Consider the following 18,670-nt stretch of genomic DNA (forward strand, 5'->3'; position numbering starts at 1 on the left):
CTCATAAAAATAACGTTTGCTAGCATTACTGCTTGCTTTGTTGTGTTTGCTTCTATCTAATAGAAGCATCCTACACATTGGTTCGTTTGCTTGCTTTGTTCAGTTTTCAAAGGTCTACGTCGTGCTGTGTTAGCAACTTTTATATCATATCAGGTTAAGCAATAGATGTCAACCACTTTATAAAAGTTTTTTTCAGAAACATTTCAACTTTCTGATGTGCTGTTTTCAGCGACTTGATTATCTTAACAAATGACTTGTTATCTGTCAACTACTTTTTTGAATTATTTTTGCTGTTAGATCAGCGAAAAGATCCAATCGGTAATTTAACGACTTTGTTATAATATCATTTGTTTCGAATGTCGTCAACTACTTTTTTTAAAGAAATTTTCGACGTGTTGGTTCAGAACCAACGTTGAATAATATAGCATGCTTCTCTGTAATAAGTCAACACAAAAAGTTGAATTTTCACATTTTTTCTGAAATTTCCTTAAAATCAGTAAATAAAGCAGAAAATCCAGCCTTCTCAATAAAACAGAAGGCTGGATTTTTGATTAATAATCAAATTCTTTTAATAGTTGATTGACCTTTCCCACTGGAAAACCAACAATACTATAGTAGTCTCCTTTGACTTCTTTGACAAAAATAGCTGCTGCGCCTTGAATACCATAAGCTCCGGCTTTATCTGAGTACTCGTTCTGCTCTAAATAGTGCGCAATCTCTTCTTCCGTTAATGGAAAGAAGGTCACCTCTGCATAAGTCAGTATTTCTTTTTGTTTTTCGGATGACTGCAAGGCGACCGCTGTATAAGCCACATGCGTGTTTCCACTCATCGCTTGCAGCATGGCCTCTGCTTCCTTATATGAAGCTGGTTTCCCCAAGATTTTTCCTTCATTCACAACGATCGTGTCACTTGCGATTACTAGATCTTGCGGATAACGTTCAGCAATCGTTTGAGCTTTTTCCTTTGCCATCCTTAACACATAGGCTTCAGGTTGCTCCTGCTCTCTGACCTGTTCGTCGATATCTGCAGGGATCACTTCAAAATTTTCTACTATTAAATGCAACAATTCTTTTCTTCTCGGTGACTGTGAAGCTAAAATGATTTTCATTCTTCGCCTCCTCTTGACTGATGAGGATCCTGGATACGTTTAAACATGCGTTCCATGTCACTATTCGTAAAATGGATCAGCACCGGACGACCATGTGGACAGTTGAAAGGATTCTCACATTGCGCTAAATCCTCCAAGAGCACCCTCGCCTGTTGTGGATTCAAGTAATGATTCGCCTTGATCGAACGTTTACAGCTCATCATGATCGCTGTCGCTTCTCTAAATTGATGGACACTGACTTTTCCAGTGGTCAACAGCATGTCGATCATTTCGCGGATGATCTCTTCCTCTTGACCAGAAGGATACCAGGTCGGATGGGCTCGCACGATAAAGCTGTTGGCTCCAAATTCTTCCAGAGCAATCCCGACTTTTTTCAATGCTTCAGTCTGTTCTTTTAGCTTTAATGCATCACTGTTTGGATAATCCAAGACGATTGGAACCAATAACTCTTGCAAGTCATCGCCCACTTCACCAATTTGCTTGCGGAAATATTCATATTTGATGCGTTCCTGAGCTGCATGCTGATCAACAATATACAAACCATCCTGACTTTGAGCAAACAGATAGGTTCCATGCATTTGTCCAAAGTATTCCAATTCAGGGAATCTTTGTTTCGGTGCCTCTTCCTCCATCACACGCTCAATCATCTGCTGACCTTTATCTTGCAGATCAAATTCTGGATGGAGAGTCGTATTTCCCTCGGTTTCTTCATCTGTCCAAGGAGTTTCGTCAAAGTTTTCCACATTTTCTTTTTTTCCATTATCTGTTTCAAGAAAATTTACTTGACGGTTTTCTATTGGTGTATCAACCTTCGAACGGTCTTCATTTGCATTTTTCGAAAATTCTCCAGGCTTATCCCCATGGTTATCCACAAAATTATCCACAGGCTGTTCAAAACTTTCTTCTATATAAAAGTCTCCGGTCTGTTTATCGAAACTTAAATCTGTTTTCGAAGCTCGTGGCTGTTCCAATTCGATCGAAAGCTGTTCGGCTTTTTTCTGATCACTTACTTTCTTTTTGAACCGTAGATTATCGGCAGCATTCGGAATCAAATTTTCTTCTCGAAGCACTTCATTGATCGTTTGGCTGATTAGTGTTGTTAATTCTTCTTCTTTGGACAATCGAACCTCTTGTTTGGTTGGATGGACGTTGACATCAACCAGTAGCGGGTCCATTCGAATCTCAAGGACTGCAAGTGGAAAACGCCCCACCATCAGTTTGGATCCATAACCGTTGACGATGGCTTTATTCAAAGCAAAGTTTTTGATGTATCGTCCATTGATGATCGTCGACATATAATTGCGACTCGCTCGTGTGACTTCTGGTAGAGAAATGTAGCCTGTGATCTCAAAATCCAAATCTTTGGCTTGAAGCTCACGCATTTTTTTTGCAGTTTGCAAACCATAAATACCTGCGATCGCTTGTTTTAAATCACCATTTCCCGAAGTGGACAGCATTTTATTGCCATCGTGAACCAAGCGAAAAGCAATGTCCGAATGGCTCAATGCCAGACGATTGACGATATCCCCAATATTGGCTAATTCTGTCTGCAGCGTTTTGACATATTTCAATCGTGCAGGTGTATTAAAAAATAGATGTTCCACGGTTATTTTCGTCCCCTGTCTTAGGGCAGATGGTCGTCGTTCCTCGATCGTACCACCTTTCATCCGCAGAAAGGTTCCTTGCTGCTCTTCCTGGGAGGCCGTGTCGATCGTCACCTCTGAGACAGACGCAATACTTGGCAAAGCCTCGCCTCTAAATCCCAATGTTCGAATACGGAACAGATCATCCCGAGTATGGATCTTGCTGGTCGCATGACGCTTGAAGGCATTTTCGACATCTTCTTCTACGATCCCTTCCCCATTATCTGTGACTTGGATCTTTCTAAGTCCAGCTTCCTCCAGCAAAATATCTATTTGTGTACTCCCAGCATCAATGGCATTTTCGACTAGTTCCTTCACTACAGAAGCCGGTCGTTCAACAACCTCTCCTGCAGCGATCTGATTGGCAAGACGTTCGGATAATTCTTGAATTTTTCCCATTGTCTTCCCTTCTTTCTATTTTTGAATTTGTTTTTGCAGGGCATAAAGTGTATTCAAAGCTTCCATTGGCGTCAATTCTAAAACGTTCAAGTTTTTCAATTCTTCTACCACTTGTTGATCACTGTCTGACCAGTCATTGAATAAAGACAACTGCTGACTTTCCTTGACCACAGCATCCTGAGTTGGGATCGTTTGATTTTGCAAGGTATTCCCAGCTTCCAGTGCCTGTAAAATGAGATCGGCTCGCTGTAACAGCTCTGTCGGTAGACCGGCGATTTTCGCTACATGGATCCCATAGCTTTTATCTGCGGGTCCTTCCATCATTTTATGCAGAAAGACGACTTCGCCTTCTTTTTCAACGGCACCTACATGAATATTTTTTAAATGAGACAACTCTTCTTCTAAAATAGTCAGCTCATGATAATGAGTAGAAAACAGGGTTTTTGCCCTTACTTCTTGATGGATATATTCAATGATTGCTTGGGCCAAGGCCATACCATCGTAGGTTGCTGTTCCGCGCCCCAACTCATCGAATAAGACCAGACTATTAGGTGTTGCGTAACGCAGCGCTTGATTAGCTTCCATCATCTCTACCATAAAAGTACTTTGACCGGCAATCAAGTCATCACTTGCACCGATTCGGGTGAAGATCCGGTCAAAAATTGGCATTTCAGCAGATTGCGCTGGGACAAAGCAACCCATTTGCGCCATCACTACAGTTAGTGCCAATTGTCTCATGTACGTGCTTTTCCCAGACATATTCGGTCCCGTGATCAATAATATCAAGGTTTCCTTGTCCATATGGATCGTATTTGGAATATATTCCTGATGTCCTAGAACTTTTTCCACGACTGGATGACGACCGTCAACGATATTCAACTCCTGTGCATTACTCAGCACTGGGCGTACATACTGATAACGTTCACTGATTGTCGCAAAACTTTGCAGAACATCGACACTGCTGATAGACTTCGCCAAACGCTGTAAGCGGTCGATCGACTGTTTGACTTCCTCGCGAACTTGTAAAAACAAACGATATTCTAAATCAACGGACTGTTCCTCTGCTTCCAGAATCAGTTTCTCTAACTCTTTTAATTCCGGTGTGACAAAACGCTCGGCATTCGCCAAGGTCTGCTTGCGTTCGTATCTTCCTTCTTCAAGATTAGCTAGGTTAGATTTGGTGATCTCAATAAAATAACCAAATACACGGTTAAAACCAACCTTCAGATTTTTGATTCCGGTCGCCTGACGTTCTTTAGCTTCCAATTCTGCCAACCATTTTTTCCCGTTGCGCATCGCCTCACGGTACTGATCTAGCTGGTCATCGAATCCGTCCTTGATCACATTTCCTTCCGTGATTTGCAAAGGAGCCTCTTCATTGATCGATCGGTCGATCAGATCAACCAAATCATCTAGCGGCTTCAAACCTGTCAGTAATGTTGCCCATTCCCCTTGATCAATACCTGCCAATATCTGATGGATATAGGGTACTTGCTGCAAAGAAGTTCGCAACTGGATCAAATCACGGCCGTTGACATTGCCAAAAGCCACTCGGCCAGCCAAACGTTCAAGATCGTACACTTTAGTCAACGCTTCCTGCAGGTCTGCTCGTTCAAAAAAGGCATGGATCAACGAGGCGACTTGCTCCTGACGTGCCTGAATCTGTGAGCGCTGAATCAGCGGGCGATCTACCCATTGCTTCAGCAAGCGACCACCCATGGCTGTTTTGGTTTCATCCAATAACCATAATAAAGTCCCTTGTTTTTTTCCCGTTCGGATCGACTGACTTAATTCCAAATTGAACTTAGAATAATAGTCCATTTTTAAGTAATGATCCGGCTGATAGCCCACCGCTTTCTGGATATGATCCAAACTACGTTTTTGCGTGATTGCTAAATACCTCAATAACTTACCTGTCACTTCTTTTTCAAGCTTTTCCGGTAGCTCACTTGTTAAAAATTGAAATTCTGCGTTTTCCTCATAGGTCACCTGTTTGGAAAAAATTACTCCCAATCGTGCGGTCAACAATTCCTCTACTGATTCAGGAATATCTGACGTAAAAACGACCTCCTTGGTTTGTAAAGCTGAAGCTTCATTCAACACGGCTTCCTCGTCTGACAAAATAGCCGTCCGTAATTCGCCTGTAGACAGGTCCACATAGGCAAAACCATACTGTTGTCCATCAAATGCCAAGGCCGTCAGAAAATTATTGTCCTTTGCTGACAAGCCTTTGCCATCCATCACCGTACCTGGTGTAACCAGCTGAACGACTTCCCGTTTGACCATACCTTTGGTCGTTTTTGGATCTTCCACCTGTTCACAAATCGCTACTTTATAACCTTGCTCTACCAAGGTATCAATGTAATTCGCGGCGGCATGATGCGGGACACCACACATTGGGATCGGTTCCTCTGCATTTTTATTGCGACTGGTCAAGGTCAACTCCAATAACTGAGAAACCTGAATCGCATCTTCATAAAAAAGTTCATAAAAATCGCCTAGACGGTAGAACAAAAAAGCATCGGGGTATTGTTCCTTGATGCTAAAGTACTGTTCCATCATTGGGGTATGCTTCGTTTTTTGAGGCATTTGATTCTTCCTCCTCAATCGCTTGATTCACCTGTCTTTGCAAACGTTTGGTCACATGCTGTAGCAAATCGTCTGCTTCGATCAGTTTTTCACGGTAGGCCACGACAAGTGGGTGTTCCGCGTATTCCTTGTTCAATTCATTGATCCGGATAATCGCCTGTTTCTCTGCTTCCGGTTTATTGTAATGGGCAAACTGCACCGCGTCTTTTTGCGCGGCTTTGATTGCTTCTTCCAGTTCCTTTAAATGCTGATTTTGTTGTGCTTTTGCTTGAATTCGCTTGAACTCTTTGATCGTTTCATGCTCTGACAATAAATCAAGTAGTTCATCTAGCGCCTGTTGCACTTCTGGTTCTTGTTCTAAAGGACCCAAAGTCCACACCTCTATTCTGCTTTACTCCATCAACGGTCGATCATCACTGATCTGGATTGGTTGGATGGATTTTGCTTTACCTGTTTGTTCATCGATCTCTAAAATACATGCTGAAAGAATACTTCTCCCTGTTTCGACCACTTCGAAACGCTGTGGTAAAGCAGTCAAAAATTTCTCAATGATCGCTTCCTTCTTCATTCCTAAGATCCCATCATATGGACCGGTCATACCAACATCTGACAAATACGCTGTTCCTTGAGGCAAGATTCTAGCATCGTTGGTCTGCACATGCGTATGCGTACCTACGACTGCCGAGACCTTCCCATCCAAATACCAGCCCATCGCCTGTTTTTCACTGGTGGTCTCACCATGGAAATCCACGAAGATAAAAGGAGTCCGCTTGCGTGCTTCCGCAAGCAGCTCTTCTACTTTTTTAAAAGGGTCATCGATATCGACCATAAAGGAACGTGCCTGTAAATTAATGACAGCTAGTTCGATTGCATTCACCTTAACAAAGACCATTCCTTTGCCAGGCGCTGCCTCTGGAAAATTGGCAGGACGAATCATTTTTTTTGCATCATCGATAAATTCAAAAATATCTCGATTGTCCCACGTGTGATTTCCTAAAGTCACCACATCGACTCCGTCCTGTAAAAACTTTTTGTATATTTTTTCTGTGATTCCTCGGCCAGCAGCCGCATTCTCACCATTTAAAATCGTAACCTGGGGACGATAAATTTTCTTCAGCTTCGGCAAATAGTTTGTTACAGTCTGTCTCCCCAACGACCCAACGACATCACCAATAAATAATACCCGCACACTTTTTCCTCTTCTCTATTAACATCTTCTCCTATTATAAAGGTTTTAGAATAGAAAAAAAAGAGTTTGCGATTTCAAACTCTTTTTCGATCATTAAAGTAGTGAAAGCTTGTTCAAAGGCCAAACTCGCAAGACCAGCTTTCCTTGCATGTAATCTTTAGGTACCATCCCAAAAATCCGACTGTCCTTGGAGATCAAACGATTGTCTCCTAATACAAAATAAGCATCTTCAGGGACGGTCACCTCAAAATCATTTGTAAATGTTTCCGCCTGCTGCGCAAGGTCCTGATAGTCTTCGTTGTAGGCGTAGTTCCCCTGCAATCGATCCGTTTCAAAGGCTTTTTGGTAGGCTGACAAATAATTTTCCGGTATTTCCTGCCCGTTGACTGTGAATCGGTCATCTTTCATCGAGACCTTGTCACCTGGCAAACCGATCACCCGCTTGACAGCTTCCTTTTCCGGCTGATCCGGTTCCGTCAGAATAACCATGTCTTGATGCTCATAACTAGCATGCTTGACCGCTATAGTCCACTGTCCTTCCGCAAGGGTCTCATCCATCGAATGTCCCAGGACGATCACCGTGCGAAAGACAAAAACTCTGAGCAAAATAACCAGGATTACAGTCATCAAAAAGAAACGGTTCTCTTTTAAAATACTTTTCATTCGTTCTCCTTCAATCAAAGCGACAAGGGTTTATTGTCCGTTTCATGTACGACTTCCCGGAAATCAGCAAAACCGGCTTCTAATCCACGAATCAGGATCTCGGCCGTGCCAATATTTGTTGCCAGTGGAATTTCATAAACATCAGACAAACGGATCAGTGCGGTCACATCCGGTTCATGGGGTTGTGCCGCCAAAGGGTCTCTGAGAAAAATCACCATATCCAATTCATCTTCAGAAATCATCGCCCCAATTTGTTGGTCGCCTCCCAGCGGCCCTGATTTGAAGCGGTGAACAGGCAATCCTGTCTCCTCTTGGATTCTTCCACCGGTTGTTCCAGTAGCAAATAGTTGATGTTTTTCTAGTACATGTTGATAAGCGCTGACCAGCTTGATCATCAAATCTTTTTTGCGGTCATGGGCGATCATTGCGATTTTCATAAGCCTTCTCCTTTCGGTTGGGTCAGTTTGTCAAAAAACCTAAAGCGACCAAGGCATTCCAAATGCCGTCACTGTCATTGTCATCGGTGATCCTATCTGCATATTGACGGACTTCATCGGAAGCATTGCCCATCGCTACTCCTGTACCGGCTTCCTTCAACATTTCTCGGTCGTTCATCCCATCACCAAAAGCGATCACGTCTTGCTGAGACAAGCCTAGACCCTCTGCAACATGCAGAATCGTTGCTGCTTTGGAACCGCCTGTCGGAATGACGTCAACACATTTTGGATGCCAACGGACAAAGTCCAATTCCGAGTATTTGTCATCAAAATAATGTTCATAGGTTGCATCATAGAAAGCCAATGTCTGATAAACATCGTTCTTCTCGAGAAATTCCATATCTAGTTCCGGCGTTGTCGAGCCAAAGGATTGCATCGCCTCATCCATAAAAGCTGGATTGTAGCTTGTTGAACGCTTGGAATGATCCAAGCCAACAAAAGAGGTGTCTATCTGCATCGCATGCGCTTCTTTCAAAAACTCGTGTAGCTGTTCTTTATGGAGCAAACGTTTGTAGACTTGCTGATGATCGACGAAGGCCGCCGACCCGTTGCATAAAATATAATTGTCAAAGGCTAACTCACGAATCACTTCTGACGCTAAGTAACGGCTACGACCTGTAGCAATCGTCACATAGTGTCCAGCATTTTTCAATTTAGTCAATGCAGCTACTGTACTTGGCAAAGGACGTTTATTGGAATCCAATAGCGTCCCATCAATATCAAAGGCAAATAATTTACGTTGTGTCATGGTTAACTCTCTTTCTTTGTTTCTGTATCTCTCCTACTACTTACTTAATCATAGATACCAAGCTTTTTCAAGCATCAAGATCTTCAAAAATATAAGCATCAATGCTTTTTTCTAAAGGTTGACGAGAGGACGGAACTGTCCACAAGACAAATTTAGCCTTTAGTATTCGATTGACCCACAAAGCAGGATTCCAACGAGAATTTTCAATCTCAAAGGCAATAAAATGTGGTCTTGCAAGAAACTGATATAACAAACTGTTTAAAACAAGTCCTTGCCAAAAATGGGGATACTCTTTGGCAGGCTGTACTAGTTGACCTCTCGTTACATTGGGCGCATGTTTTTTAAACCATGCAACGACAAAAGGATTGAAGCTTTCAATACAATACGTGCCTTCATAAGCTTCTAAAACCTCATAAACTTTTTGGCAAAAAGGTTTGATCTGCGCGAAAGGCACATGCTTTAATTCTACGATCAACTCTACTTTGCCAGCTGCCAGCTCCAACACCTCTGTCAATAACGGCAACTGATACTCTCGCAGTTCTTCTAGCGTACACCCTGAGACTAGGCGATTGTCGTTTTCCAATCTCAGCAAACTATCATCATGATAAACAACGACCTGACCGTCTTTTGTCAGCTGTACATCCAATTCCGCACCGTATCCTTTTTCTACAGCTAGTCGAAAAGCCTCGATGCTGTTTTCCTTGATTTTCTGATTTTCAGAATGCAAACCTCGATGTGCATATCTTTCTTGCTTCAACTCACGCGTCTCAAGACTAGGCGCAACTAGAAAAATATAAAGAACCACCATCAACAATAATCCTAACATCATTTGGACACTCCTCTCCCGTCGACTGGTAATGAATCGCCATGCTTCACCTTCAACATCGTGACAAACGAGGCAAAAACAAAGAAGGTCGCATATGGAAATAGAATCTTATAACCAACTGAATCAAACAAAACACCCGATAAAATCGGTGTGACGATTTGAGCCGCCATTGAAAAGGTATAGTACAGTCCGGTATACTTTCCAACATCTCCGGCATCCGCCATTTCGAGTACCATTGGCAAAGAATTGACATTGATCGCCGCCCAGGCAAGACCCGCAAGTAGAAAATTAATATACAATAACGGATGAAATTGTTGATAGAAGGTTGCTGTTAAAAACACCAATGTCAGCAAGATCACACCCATTTGAATAGTCAGTTTACGACCAAATTTGGAAGCAAAGACACCAATCGGCAGAAAAGAGACGATCGCACCAACATTAGCTACCAGTAAAATCGCAGATGCCTGCGCACCTGTCAGCCCAATCTGAATCGTCGCGTACCTTGAAAAAGCCGAGATCACCGCATTGTACCCCATAAACCAAAGAGCGATTGAAAACAACAGAAAGCGCAAAGAACGTTTGACGTCCATTGGAAGTGCGTGTGTCTGGGGATCTTCTTCTATCTCTACGACATGATAGCTTCGTGTATCTTCTGTCATCTGCTGTGCCCATTGATTTTCCTTGACAGTTGCCAACATGACAAAAAGTCCTAGAAGCATAAAACCTGAAATCATCACAAAGATGGGGAAATAACCAATCGCAACCGGATCAAGCAGCGTTAAACCTACTAATGTGACCACACCACCGATTGCTCCCAATAAATTAATGATTGCATTGCCTTTTGAGCGCATTGGTTTGATCGTGATATCAGGCATCAAAGCGACCGCTGGCGAACGATACACTGCCATGAAAATCAACACGATCCCTAACGCAAGAATGAACAGCACTAGACTGTGGGTACTTACAGCATAAGGAAGAAGCAGCATACCTAGTGAAACTGCGACCGTTCCAACAAAAACAAACGGCATTCGCTTGCCAATTTTTGTCATTGTTTTATCAGAGATAGCTCCGAAAAAAGGCAACATAAATAGCGCCAAAATATTGTCCAGCGACATCACGACTCCCGATAAGGTATCAGGTACACCAAACTCCTGATTCAACATGAGGGGGACGGCAAAATCATACAACTGCCAGAAAGCCGAGATTGTCATGAAGGCGATTCCTGCCAGCACTGTTTTTCTGATGTTTAATTTCATTGAGTTTTCTCCTTGCTCTCATTCTTCAAATACTTCTATTAGGTACATTCATTTTAGCATATCGCCCAACAAAGCCTTTCTTAAAAGCTTCGAGTAGCAAATTCTCAGCATATTCCACTGAGAACTTTTCTGTTGGTCTATATAAATAGCTCATTTTTAATCGATTTGATCTAATCGTTGTGCGATATCCATTTTAAACTATGTGTAGAAACTCCTATAATATCATGCAACAGTCCATTGACTCCTGTCTGATTTTTCAGATTTTCTGAATATTTTCCTATGATAATTTCACTATAATCGCCCAACAACAATTTTCGATAAAATTCTGATAGTTTTCATGTGAATTATGTAAAATTTACGTAAATTAGATAAGCACGAGCCTCGTGCCTCACCCCACTCCTTCATTGAAAATCTGTTAGTTTTTCTGTTGGTCGAAATGCTTTTTCTTACATCTATTCGGTCATTTGACTAGTATCTAAACAGGTCTTCTTTCTTCTAAACTAATAACTCACCTTTTAGTTAGAATATGAATGACAGAAATGGAAAGAAACTAAAATTTGGATTTTAACCAAAATCATGCCATACTGAATGTGCGAAACGATAAAATTTGTTGTTACACCCCCCACAAAGAGCCTACTCACAGCGTGTGAACAGGTAGCGGTTAGATGAAAAAAACTTGCTAATGAAAGAGGGGATAGTTGTTCGAATACCACATGAAAAATAACAAAAGGTTCCTAAGGTTCTCCTCTAAAAAGTCGGAAGACTAAAGCCTTAAATATAATATGCAAGGGTGGAATTATGTCTGTTGGAATGTATCTAGCAAGTGATCGTAAATTAAATGTAGAAAAAAAGAATAATACAGATACTTTTTATTCTTTAGATGAACTGAAAAAATTTGATAATAGTCGTTCGATTATTTCAGATATTAAATCGAATCTAGAACTTAATATTTATGAATTAGATCCAAAAGAAAAGATATTTACATTTTTGAATGACAATGATAAGCATTTTCAAGTAGAAGAGAATATAGATATAGGAGCTATCAACAGTTATTCACAAAAACCGTATATATATTATATAGATGTTTTTGACTGGAATTTGTTTTACCCTTATCTTTCTGAATATCTAAAAAATTTAAATAGTTCATTTGAATTATGGAAAATATGGGAAGATGAGATAGATTTAGAAAGTGTTGAAATAAGGCAAATATCTAAATTAGATACTAAAACTCTAAGTAAAATATTTGGGCGTAATGATTTTTTAAATCCTATAGTTGGTATTTATGCGTAAGAGATTCTATGGATATGCAACTTTTTTATGTGTATTGCCCTCTTGGCATAGTCAGTGGTTTTCAATACACATAAAAAAGCTATCAAACTCAACCAGTGAGTCTGATAGCTTACTAAGCATTTTGTTTTTAATCTACATAATCGGATTTTGAATTGTTCAACCATGCATACATCAAACCGATGACTAAGGCACCGCCAATGTAGTTGCCGATCAAAGCAAACACAAGATTATGAAGAATATTCGCTGTTGTTAGTGTAGCTAACGCTCCGTTTGAAGCAAAATACGCTAAAGTAAATGCCGGAAAGTTAGCGATTACGTGTTCATATCCTAAAAAAGCGAAGATAAAAATAATGAAAACGATCGCGAGCACTTTTCCTGCATCGTCTTTCATCCGCATACTCACAAGTACTGCGGTATTTACTACTATATTTGCAAAGATCCCTTCAACTAGAATCTCCACAGTCGATTTGGTCAATTTTCCTGAGATCGCTTCAAGCATGTAATTATCTGCTGCCAGGTTTTGGAAGGGGCCTGTCAAAGAGACTAAATAACCAAACAAGATACCGCCAATTAAATTGAATAAAATACAAGTCAATAATATCTTAGAGGCCTTCGTCAAGGAAAGTCGTTTTCGATAAACACCCACAGTCATATACAACATATTAGATGTTCCAAGTTCAGCATTCATATACAAGATCATAACTAATGACCAACTGAACATAAAGGCATACAATAATTTCCCTAATCCATGGGCAATCTCTTCACCCTTCATTGCAACTGCAAATGCCACTGCTGTCCCCAATGTCAAAAATAGACAAGCCAACATCGCACGTACCGCATATCGAGCAAAACTCGTATCAATCAAACTTACCTTTTTGCTGATTGAAGAATCGATTTTCTCGAATAACGGAGAGATTGGATTCATCACTTTTTTCACCTTCACTTCTTAATTTTTCACAATCCTTTCTTATTCTAAAGAGAAATCCTTGATTTGTAAAGAAAATTGTGAAAAGAATTCTTTTTTCTGAAAATAAAATATCGACTTTTCATTTCGTTCTGGCAAAAGAGAATTGCACTAGCCTTTACTCCATAGTATCAAAACCACGCACGCTGTATCATCTCGGATGACAATCTCATATCAATACTAGAGACAAGCTCTTCTTATAGTAAGAAGAGATGAACCACTAAATGATGTTTCTTTTACCTTGACAAATACTACGATAGCGTAGTATGATACTCTTTGTGTAAAATAATGCAGCAGAAAGATAATCATACGTCACCAGTTCATCGCCCAGCAGGGTTCAATTGTGTAACCGCGGCTGCAAAGGTGAAGATTGAAGAATGAACTACACGTGTCATGAATTTTTCATTCGGATTATTTTACTCCAAAAAAATATATTTTATTGGAGGAATTTTTAAATGTCTCGTTATACAGGACCATCATGGAAACTTTCTCGTCGCCTAGGTATTTCTTTATCTGGCACTGGAAAAGAATTAGCACGTCGCCCATACGCACCAGGACAACACGGACCAAACAGCCGTGGCTCTCGTTCTGAATATGGATTGCAATTAAATGAAAAACAAAAACTACGTCATATGTATGGCATGAACGAACGTCAATTCCGTACTATGTTCGTACAAGCAAGCAAAATCAAAGAAGGTAAACATGGTGTTAACTTCATGATTTTACTAGAACGTCGTTTAGACAACGTTGTTTACCGTTTAGGTTTAGCAACTACTCGTCGTCAAGCACGTCAATTAGTTAACCACGGCCACATCACTGTTGATGGCAAACGTGTGGATATCCCTTCATACCGCGTAGAAGTTGGTCAAGTGATCGCTGTTCGCGAAAAATCAAAAGGTATCCCTACTATTAAAGAAGCTGTTGAAGCAACTATCGGACGCTCAGCATTCGTAAGTTTCGACGCTGAAAAACTAGAAGGATCATTGACTCGTTTACCAGAACGTGACGAATTGACTCTAGATGTTGACGAATCTCTAATCGTTGAATACTACAACCAAAAACTATAAGATATTTATCTTTACATCCAAGGTCTTGTTTACAAGTCTTTGGATGTTTTTTTATAGAAAAACTGATAAGTAGTCATTCTGGGGACTCTCCACAGGGATCTGATCCAGCAATTGATGAAATTCTATAGATCAAAAAAAGAAGGAAACGGCATCGTTTCCTTCTTTCTTTGATTCTAAGATTCTATCGTTTATCCAATGTCTCATAGTAGCGGTCAACTGAGACTTCTTGATAAGCTGGACGCATGATCCGTTGAGAATTGATCAACTCTTCCAACCGATGAGCAGACCAACCAACAATACGGGCGATCGCAAAGATCGGTGTATACAATTCCTTTGGTAAACCAAGCATGTTGTATACGAAACCACTAAAGAAATCAATATTCGCACTGACTCCTTTGTAGATTTTCCGTTTTTCCATAATGACTTCCGGTGCGACTCTTTCGACTAGTGTATACAAGTCAAATTCTGCTTTGGCTTCTTCGCCTTTTTCTTGCGCCAGTTTTGAGACATAGCGCTTGAAAATTGCCGCTCGGGGATCATTATCCCCATAGATCGCATGACCCATCCCATAAATCAATCCTTTTTCATCAAAGGCTTTTTTCTCTAAAATATTCTTCAAATATTCACGGACGGCGGCTTCATCAGAATAGTCTCCGACTGTCGCTTTCAAATCTTCCATCATTTGAGTGACTTTGATATTGGCTCCACCATGCTTTGGTCCTTTCAAGGAACCCAATGCTGCGGCAATCGTAGAATACGTATCTGATCCGCTGGAGGTGACGACACGTGTGGTGAAAGTCGAATTGTTCCCACCGCCATGCTCCATGTGCAAAACTAATGCCATATCCAGTGTCTGTGCTTCTTGCGCAGTATATTCCTGATTTGGACGCAACATCATCAAAATCGTTTCTGCTGTACTCAAACCTTCTTTTGGTTTATGAATATACATACTGCCGCCATTGCCATAATGATTATAGGCGTGGTAGGCATATACTGCCAGTAATGGAAAAACAGCAATCAAATCTAAGCTTTGATCTAGCACATTCTCTATACTGACATCATCTGCCTTCTCATCATAGCTTGCCAGCGTTAAAATACTTCGAGACAAACTGTTCATTATACTTGCAGGTGGGGCTTTCATAATAACGTCTCTGACAAAATTTGTCGGCAATCTACGTCTGTTAGCAAGAATCTCATGAAAGTCAGCTAATTCTTCCCTTGTTGGCAAATTACCAAAAAGTAATAAATATGCAACTTCCTCAAAGCCAAATCTTCCTTCTGAAACAAAACCGCTCACCAACTCTTCAATATCGATCCCTCGGTAGCGTAACTCGCCACAACCCGGTATTTTCTTACCATCGACGATCTTTTCAGGATAAATAGTTGAGATGTTCGTTAGGCCAACAACGACCCCTTTTCCGTTTTGATCTCGCAGTCCACGTTTGACATCATTTTCTGTATAAAGTTGCATTTCTATCTTATCATTTTGATAACATCTTTGCGCCAGTTCTTCTAAACTCGGAAAGGAATTTTTCTTTTCTTCCACTCGTCTTCCTCCTATTCTACTTGTTTTTTGGATTTTATTTCATACATTTAAAATAAATCATGAAAATAATTATAACACGATAAACCAAAAATGAAAGATTTTTAATTTCGATATTTGCAATTTTTAAATAAAAACGTATAATTATGCCAAGAGCATAATTTAGAATTGGAGGCATTTTAATGCATTGGAAGAAATATCTAACCCTTGATACAAAAGAATATACCTACTTCGATATCCAAGAAGTAGTCAAGGCATTCGACGGAAACTTAACAGATCTACCTTACTCGATTCGTGTATTACTAGAAAGTGTTGCCCGCCATTTGGGTGAAGATGTAACAGAAGAAAACATTGATACGTTAGTCAACTGGAATCCCGCTTCGCCTCAGGGTGTTGTTCCTTTCAAACCAGCACGAGTTGTCTTACAGGACTTTACTGGAGTTCCCGCCGTGGTTGATCTAGCAGCTATGCGTGATGCGATCGTCTCTTTAGGTGGAGACGCCACTGACATCAATCCAGAGATCCCGGTCACACTGGTCGTGGATCATTCTGTACAAGTAGACGCTTCTGGTCGTCCTGAAGCGATCGCAATCAATACTGAAAGAGAATTTGAACGCAACGAAGAACGCTATCAGTTTTTAAAATGGGCACAGCAATCCTTTGACGATTTTGAAGTGGTCCCTCCAGAAACAGGAATCATTCATCAGGTCAATATTGAATCCTTGTCTGATGTCGTGATCAGTAAACAGATCGGTGAAGAAACTTTACTGTTTCCAGACACCCTTCAGGGAACCGATTCACATACAACGATGATCAACGGTTTAGGTGTTCTAGGCTGGGGTGTCGGCGGGATCGAAGCTGAAGCGGCCATTCTAGGCGAAGCTTCCTTTTTCCCAACACCAGAAGTGATCGGTGTCGAGTTCATCGGTTCTTTTCCAGCCGGCACAACAGCAACCGATTTAGCATTAGCTGTCACTGAACGTTTGCGACAAGAAAATGTTGTCGGCAAATTCGTGGAATATTTCGGTGCTAGCTATTCTGAATTAAGTTTAGCTGACCGCGCAACATTGGCAAACATGGCTCCAGAATACGGAGCAACCTGTGGATTTTGTCCGATCGATGAAGAGACTCTGAACTATATGGCCACAACTGGACGTTCTCCTGAATTGATCGAGCTTGTCAAAGCTTATGCCGAAGCCAACCACTTATTCTATGACAAGGAGAAAGTTCCTACCTATACAAAAGTTATCACCATGGATCTAGGAGAGATTGAACCTTCTCTTGCTGGACCAAAACGTCCACAAGATAGAATCGCTCTTTCCCAAGTAGCAGAAGATTTCGATGCTTCCGTTCAAGGACCAATGGGACCCAAAGGATTTGATCTGCCTGCAGAAGAATTAGATAAAACAGCGACGATCCAATGGGACAAGGAAGACGACACCTTGCATACCGGTGATGTATTGTTGGCAGCGATCACCAGCTGTACCAATACCAGCAATCCTTTCGTGATGCTGTCAGCTGGACTATTGGCAAAAAATGCTGTTGAAAAAGGCTTGAAAGTCCCAGCTTATGTTAAAACATCCTTGGCACCGGGTTCTAAGATCGTTACCTCTTATTTAGAAAAAAGTGGGCTGATGCCTTATCTTGAAGCATTAGGCTTCCATTTAGTCGGATACGGATGTACAACGTGTATCGGTAACTCTGGACCTTTAGACGATGCTATCTCAGAAGCGATCCAAGACGAACAGATGCTAGTTTCTTCTGTTCTTTCCGGTAACCGAAACTTTGAAGGCCGCATCCATCCGCTGATCAAAGCCAACTATCTAGCATCACCACCACTAGTCGTTGCCTATGCTTTAGCAGGAACGGTCCGCAAAGATCTGACAACCGAACCATTGGGCGTAGATAAGGATGGACAAGCTGTAATGCTGAATGAGATTTGGCCAAGTGCAGAAGAAGTCAACGAAGCCATCCAAAAATATGTTTCGCCAGATGCTTTTAAAGAAGCATATTCTCACCTGTTCGATGCCAACGAGCGCTGGAATGCAATCGAAACGACCACCAGCGATTGTTACGAATGGGACGACGACTCGACCTATATCGCCAACCCACCGTTCTTTGACGGCCTGACAAAAGAACTACCTACACAAGGAACTTTGGAAGATTTGCATGTGCTAGTAAAAGTAGCTGATTCTGTCACTACCGACCATATTTCTCCTGCCGGAAGCATCGGCTTGGATTCATCCGCTGGACAATACTTGAAAGAAAAAGGCGTGACCTACCGTGACTTCAACTCCTTTGGCTCTCGCCGTGGAAACCATGAGATCATGATGCGGGGAACCTTCGGAAATATTCGTCTGCAAAATCAATTAGTTCCGGGAAGTACCGGGGGCGTGACGAAATACTTGCCAACGGGTGAAGTGATGTCGATCTACGATGCTGCCATGAATTATCAAGAGCAGGCAATCGGCGGCATTGTACTGGCTGGTAAAGACTACGGCATGGGTTCTTCTCGTGACTGGGCGGCCAAAGGTACCCAACTCTTAGGAGTCAAAGCTGTTTTAGCTGAAAGCTTTGAACGAATCCATCGCAGTAATTTAGTGATGATGGGCGTCGTTCCTCTTGAATATTTAGATGGCGATACGGCGGAAACCTTGGGCCTAACAGGTGATGAGACCTTTGATATCTTCTTACCTGAAGAACCGGAAGTCAAACAGCTGATCGACGTCGTGGCAAAAAGAGCCGATGCCGAGGAGATCAAATTCAAAGCCCGCTTACGCTTTGATGCTCCGGCAGATATTCGTTACTGGAAAAATCAAGGGATCTTACCAATGGTCATCCGTAAAAAAATGGCCTAATGTTTTTCAAAAACGAATCCCTGACAACA

The 18,670-nt window shown here is 41.4% G+C and carries 15 protein-coding genes; 3 read left to right on the forward strand and 12 right to left on the reverse strand.

The window, feature by feature from the left end:
• Positions 1 to 551: 551 nt before the first annotated feature.
• From ACWODM_RS05680 to ACWODM_RS05725, 10 genes are all read right to left on the reverse strand, one after another.
• Positions 552 to 1,109 carry a Maf family protein gene (locus ACWODM_RS05680; RefSeq protein WP_455320410.1) on the reverse strand — a complete coding sequence of 186 codons (558 nt, stop codon included), beginning with the start codon at positions 1,107 to 1,109 and terminating at the stop codon, positions 552 to 554.
• Positions 1,106 to 3,151, reverse strand: a complete 2,046-nt coding sequence (mutL, locus tag ACWODM_RS05685; RefSeq protein WP_455320411.1) for a DNA mismatch repair endonuclease MutL — start codon at positions 3,149 to 3,151, stop codon at positions 1,106 to 1,108. The genes ACWODM_RS05680 and mutL overlap by 4 nt, the downstream gene beginning before the upstream one ends.
• A 15-nt stretch (positions 3,152 to 3,166) precedes the next feature.
• Positions 3,167 to 5,740, reverse strand: a complete 2,574-nt coding sequence (gene mutS / locus ACWODM_RS05690; RefSeq protein WP_455320412.1) for a DNA mismatch repair protein MutS — start codon at positions 5,738 to 5,740, stop codon at positions 3,167 to 3,169.
• Positions 5,694 to 6,110 carry a YlbF family regulator gene (locus ACWODM_RS05695; RefSeq protein WP_455320413.1) on the reverse strand — a complete coding sequence of 139 codons (417 nt, stop codon included), beginning with the start codon at positions 6,108 to 6,110 and terminating at the stop codon, positions 5,694 to 5,696. Before ACWODM_RS05695 ends, mutS begins: the two co-directional genes overlap by 47 nt.
• 21 nt (positions 6,111 to 6,131) lie before the next feature.
• Positions 6,132 to 6,929, reverse strand: coding sequence for a TIGR00282 family metallophosphoesterase (locus ACWODM_RS05700; protein ID WP_455320414.1), 798 nt, complete (start codon positions 6,927 to 6,929; stop codon positions 6,132 to 6,134).
• 93 nt (positions 6,930 to 7,022) lie between these two features.
• Entirely contained in the window at positions 7,023 to 7,592 is a 570-nt protein-coding gene (gene lepB, locus ACWODM_RS05705) for a signal peptidase I (RefSeq protein WP_455320415.1), read from the reverse strand.
• Between the two features lie 14 nt (positions 7,593 to 7,606).
• A complete protein-coding gene (locus tag ACWODM_RS05710) occupies positions 7,607 to 8,029 on the reverse strand; it encodes a methylglyoxal synthase (protein WP_455320416.1) in 423 nt (140 codons plus the stop codon).
• A gap of 22 nt (positions 8,030 to 8,051) precedes the next feature.
• Positions 8,052 to 8,837, reverse strand: coding sequence for an HAD family hydrolase (locus tag ACWODM_RS05715; protein WP_455320417.1), 786 nt, complete (start codon positions 8,835 to 8,837; stop codon positions 8,052 to 8,054).
• Between the two features lie 67 nt (positions 8,838 to 8,904).
• Positions 8,905 to 9,666: a glycerophosphodiester phosphodiesterase family protein gene (locus ACWODM_RS05720; RefSeq protein WP_455320418.1), complete on the reverse strand. Its 762-nt coding sequence runs from the start codon at positions 9,664 to 9,666 to the stop codon at positions 8,905 to 8,907.
• Complete coding sequence (locus ACWODM_RS05725; RefSeq protein WP_455320419.1) at positions 9,663 to 10,919, reverse strand: MFS transporter; 1,257 nt, start codon at positions 10,917 to 10,919, stop codon at positions 9,663 to 9,665. The genes ACWODM_RS05720 and ACWODM_RS05725 overlap by 4 nt, the downstream gene beginning before the upstream one ends.
• A gap of 798 nt (positions 10,920 to 11,717) precedes the next feature.
• Here ACWODM_RS05725 and ACWODM_RS05730 point away from each other — a divergent pair.
• Positions 11,718 to 12,209 carry a hypothetical protein gene (locus ACWODM_RS05730; RefSeq protein WP_455320420.1) on the forward strand — a complete coding sequence of 164 codons (492 nt, stop codon included), beginning with the start codon at positions 11,718 to 11,720 and terminating at the stop codon, positions 12,207 to 12,209.
• 127 nt (positions 12,210 to 12,336) lie between these two features.
• Here ACWODM_RS05730 and ACWODM_RS05735 read toward each other — a convergent pair whose 3' ends face one another.
• A complete protein-coding gene (locus tag ACWODM_RS05735; RefSeq protein WP_455320421.1) occupies positions 12,337 to 13,134 on the reverse strand; it encodes a formate/nitrite transporter family protein in 798 nt (265 codons plus the stop codon).
• Between the two features lie 494 nt (positions 13,135 to 13,628).
• On the opposite strand from ACWODM_RS05735, the gene rpsD reads away from it, so the two are divergent.
• A complete protein-coding gene (gene rpsD / locus ACWODM_RS05740) occupies positions 13,629 to 14,240 on the forward strand; it encodes a 30S ribosomal protein S4 (RefSeq protein ID WP_455320422.1) in 612 nt (203 codons plus the stop codon).
• Between the two features lie 181 nt (positions 14,241 to 14,421).
• Here rpsD and ACWODM_RS05745 read toward each other — a convergent pair whose 3' ends face one another.
• Complete coding sequence (locus ACWODM_RS05745) at positions 14,422 to 15,786, reverse strand: citrate/2-methylcitrate synthase (protein ID WP_455320423.1); 1,365 nt, start codon at positions 15,784 to 15,786, stop codon at positions 14,422 to 14,424.
• A 179-nt stretch (positions 15,787 to 15,965) separates the two neighbouring features.
• Between ACWODM_RS05745 and acnA the strand changes: the two genes are divergently transcribed.
• Positions 15,966 to 18,641 (forward strand): aconitate hydratase AcnA, encoded by a 2,676-nt coding sequence (gene acnA, locus ACWODM_RS05750; protein WP_455320424.1) that lies wholly within the window; start codon positions 15,966 to 15,968, stop codon positions 18,639 to 18,641.
• Positions 18,642 to 18,670 lie beyond the last annotated feature (29 nt).

The sequence above is a fragment of the Enterococcus olivae genome (genome assembly GCF_053760925.1).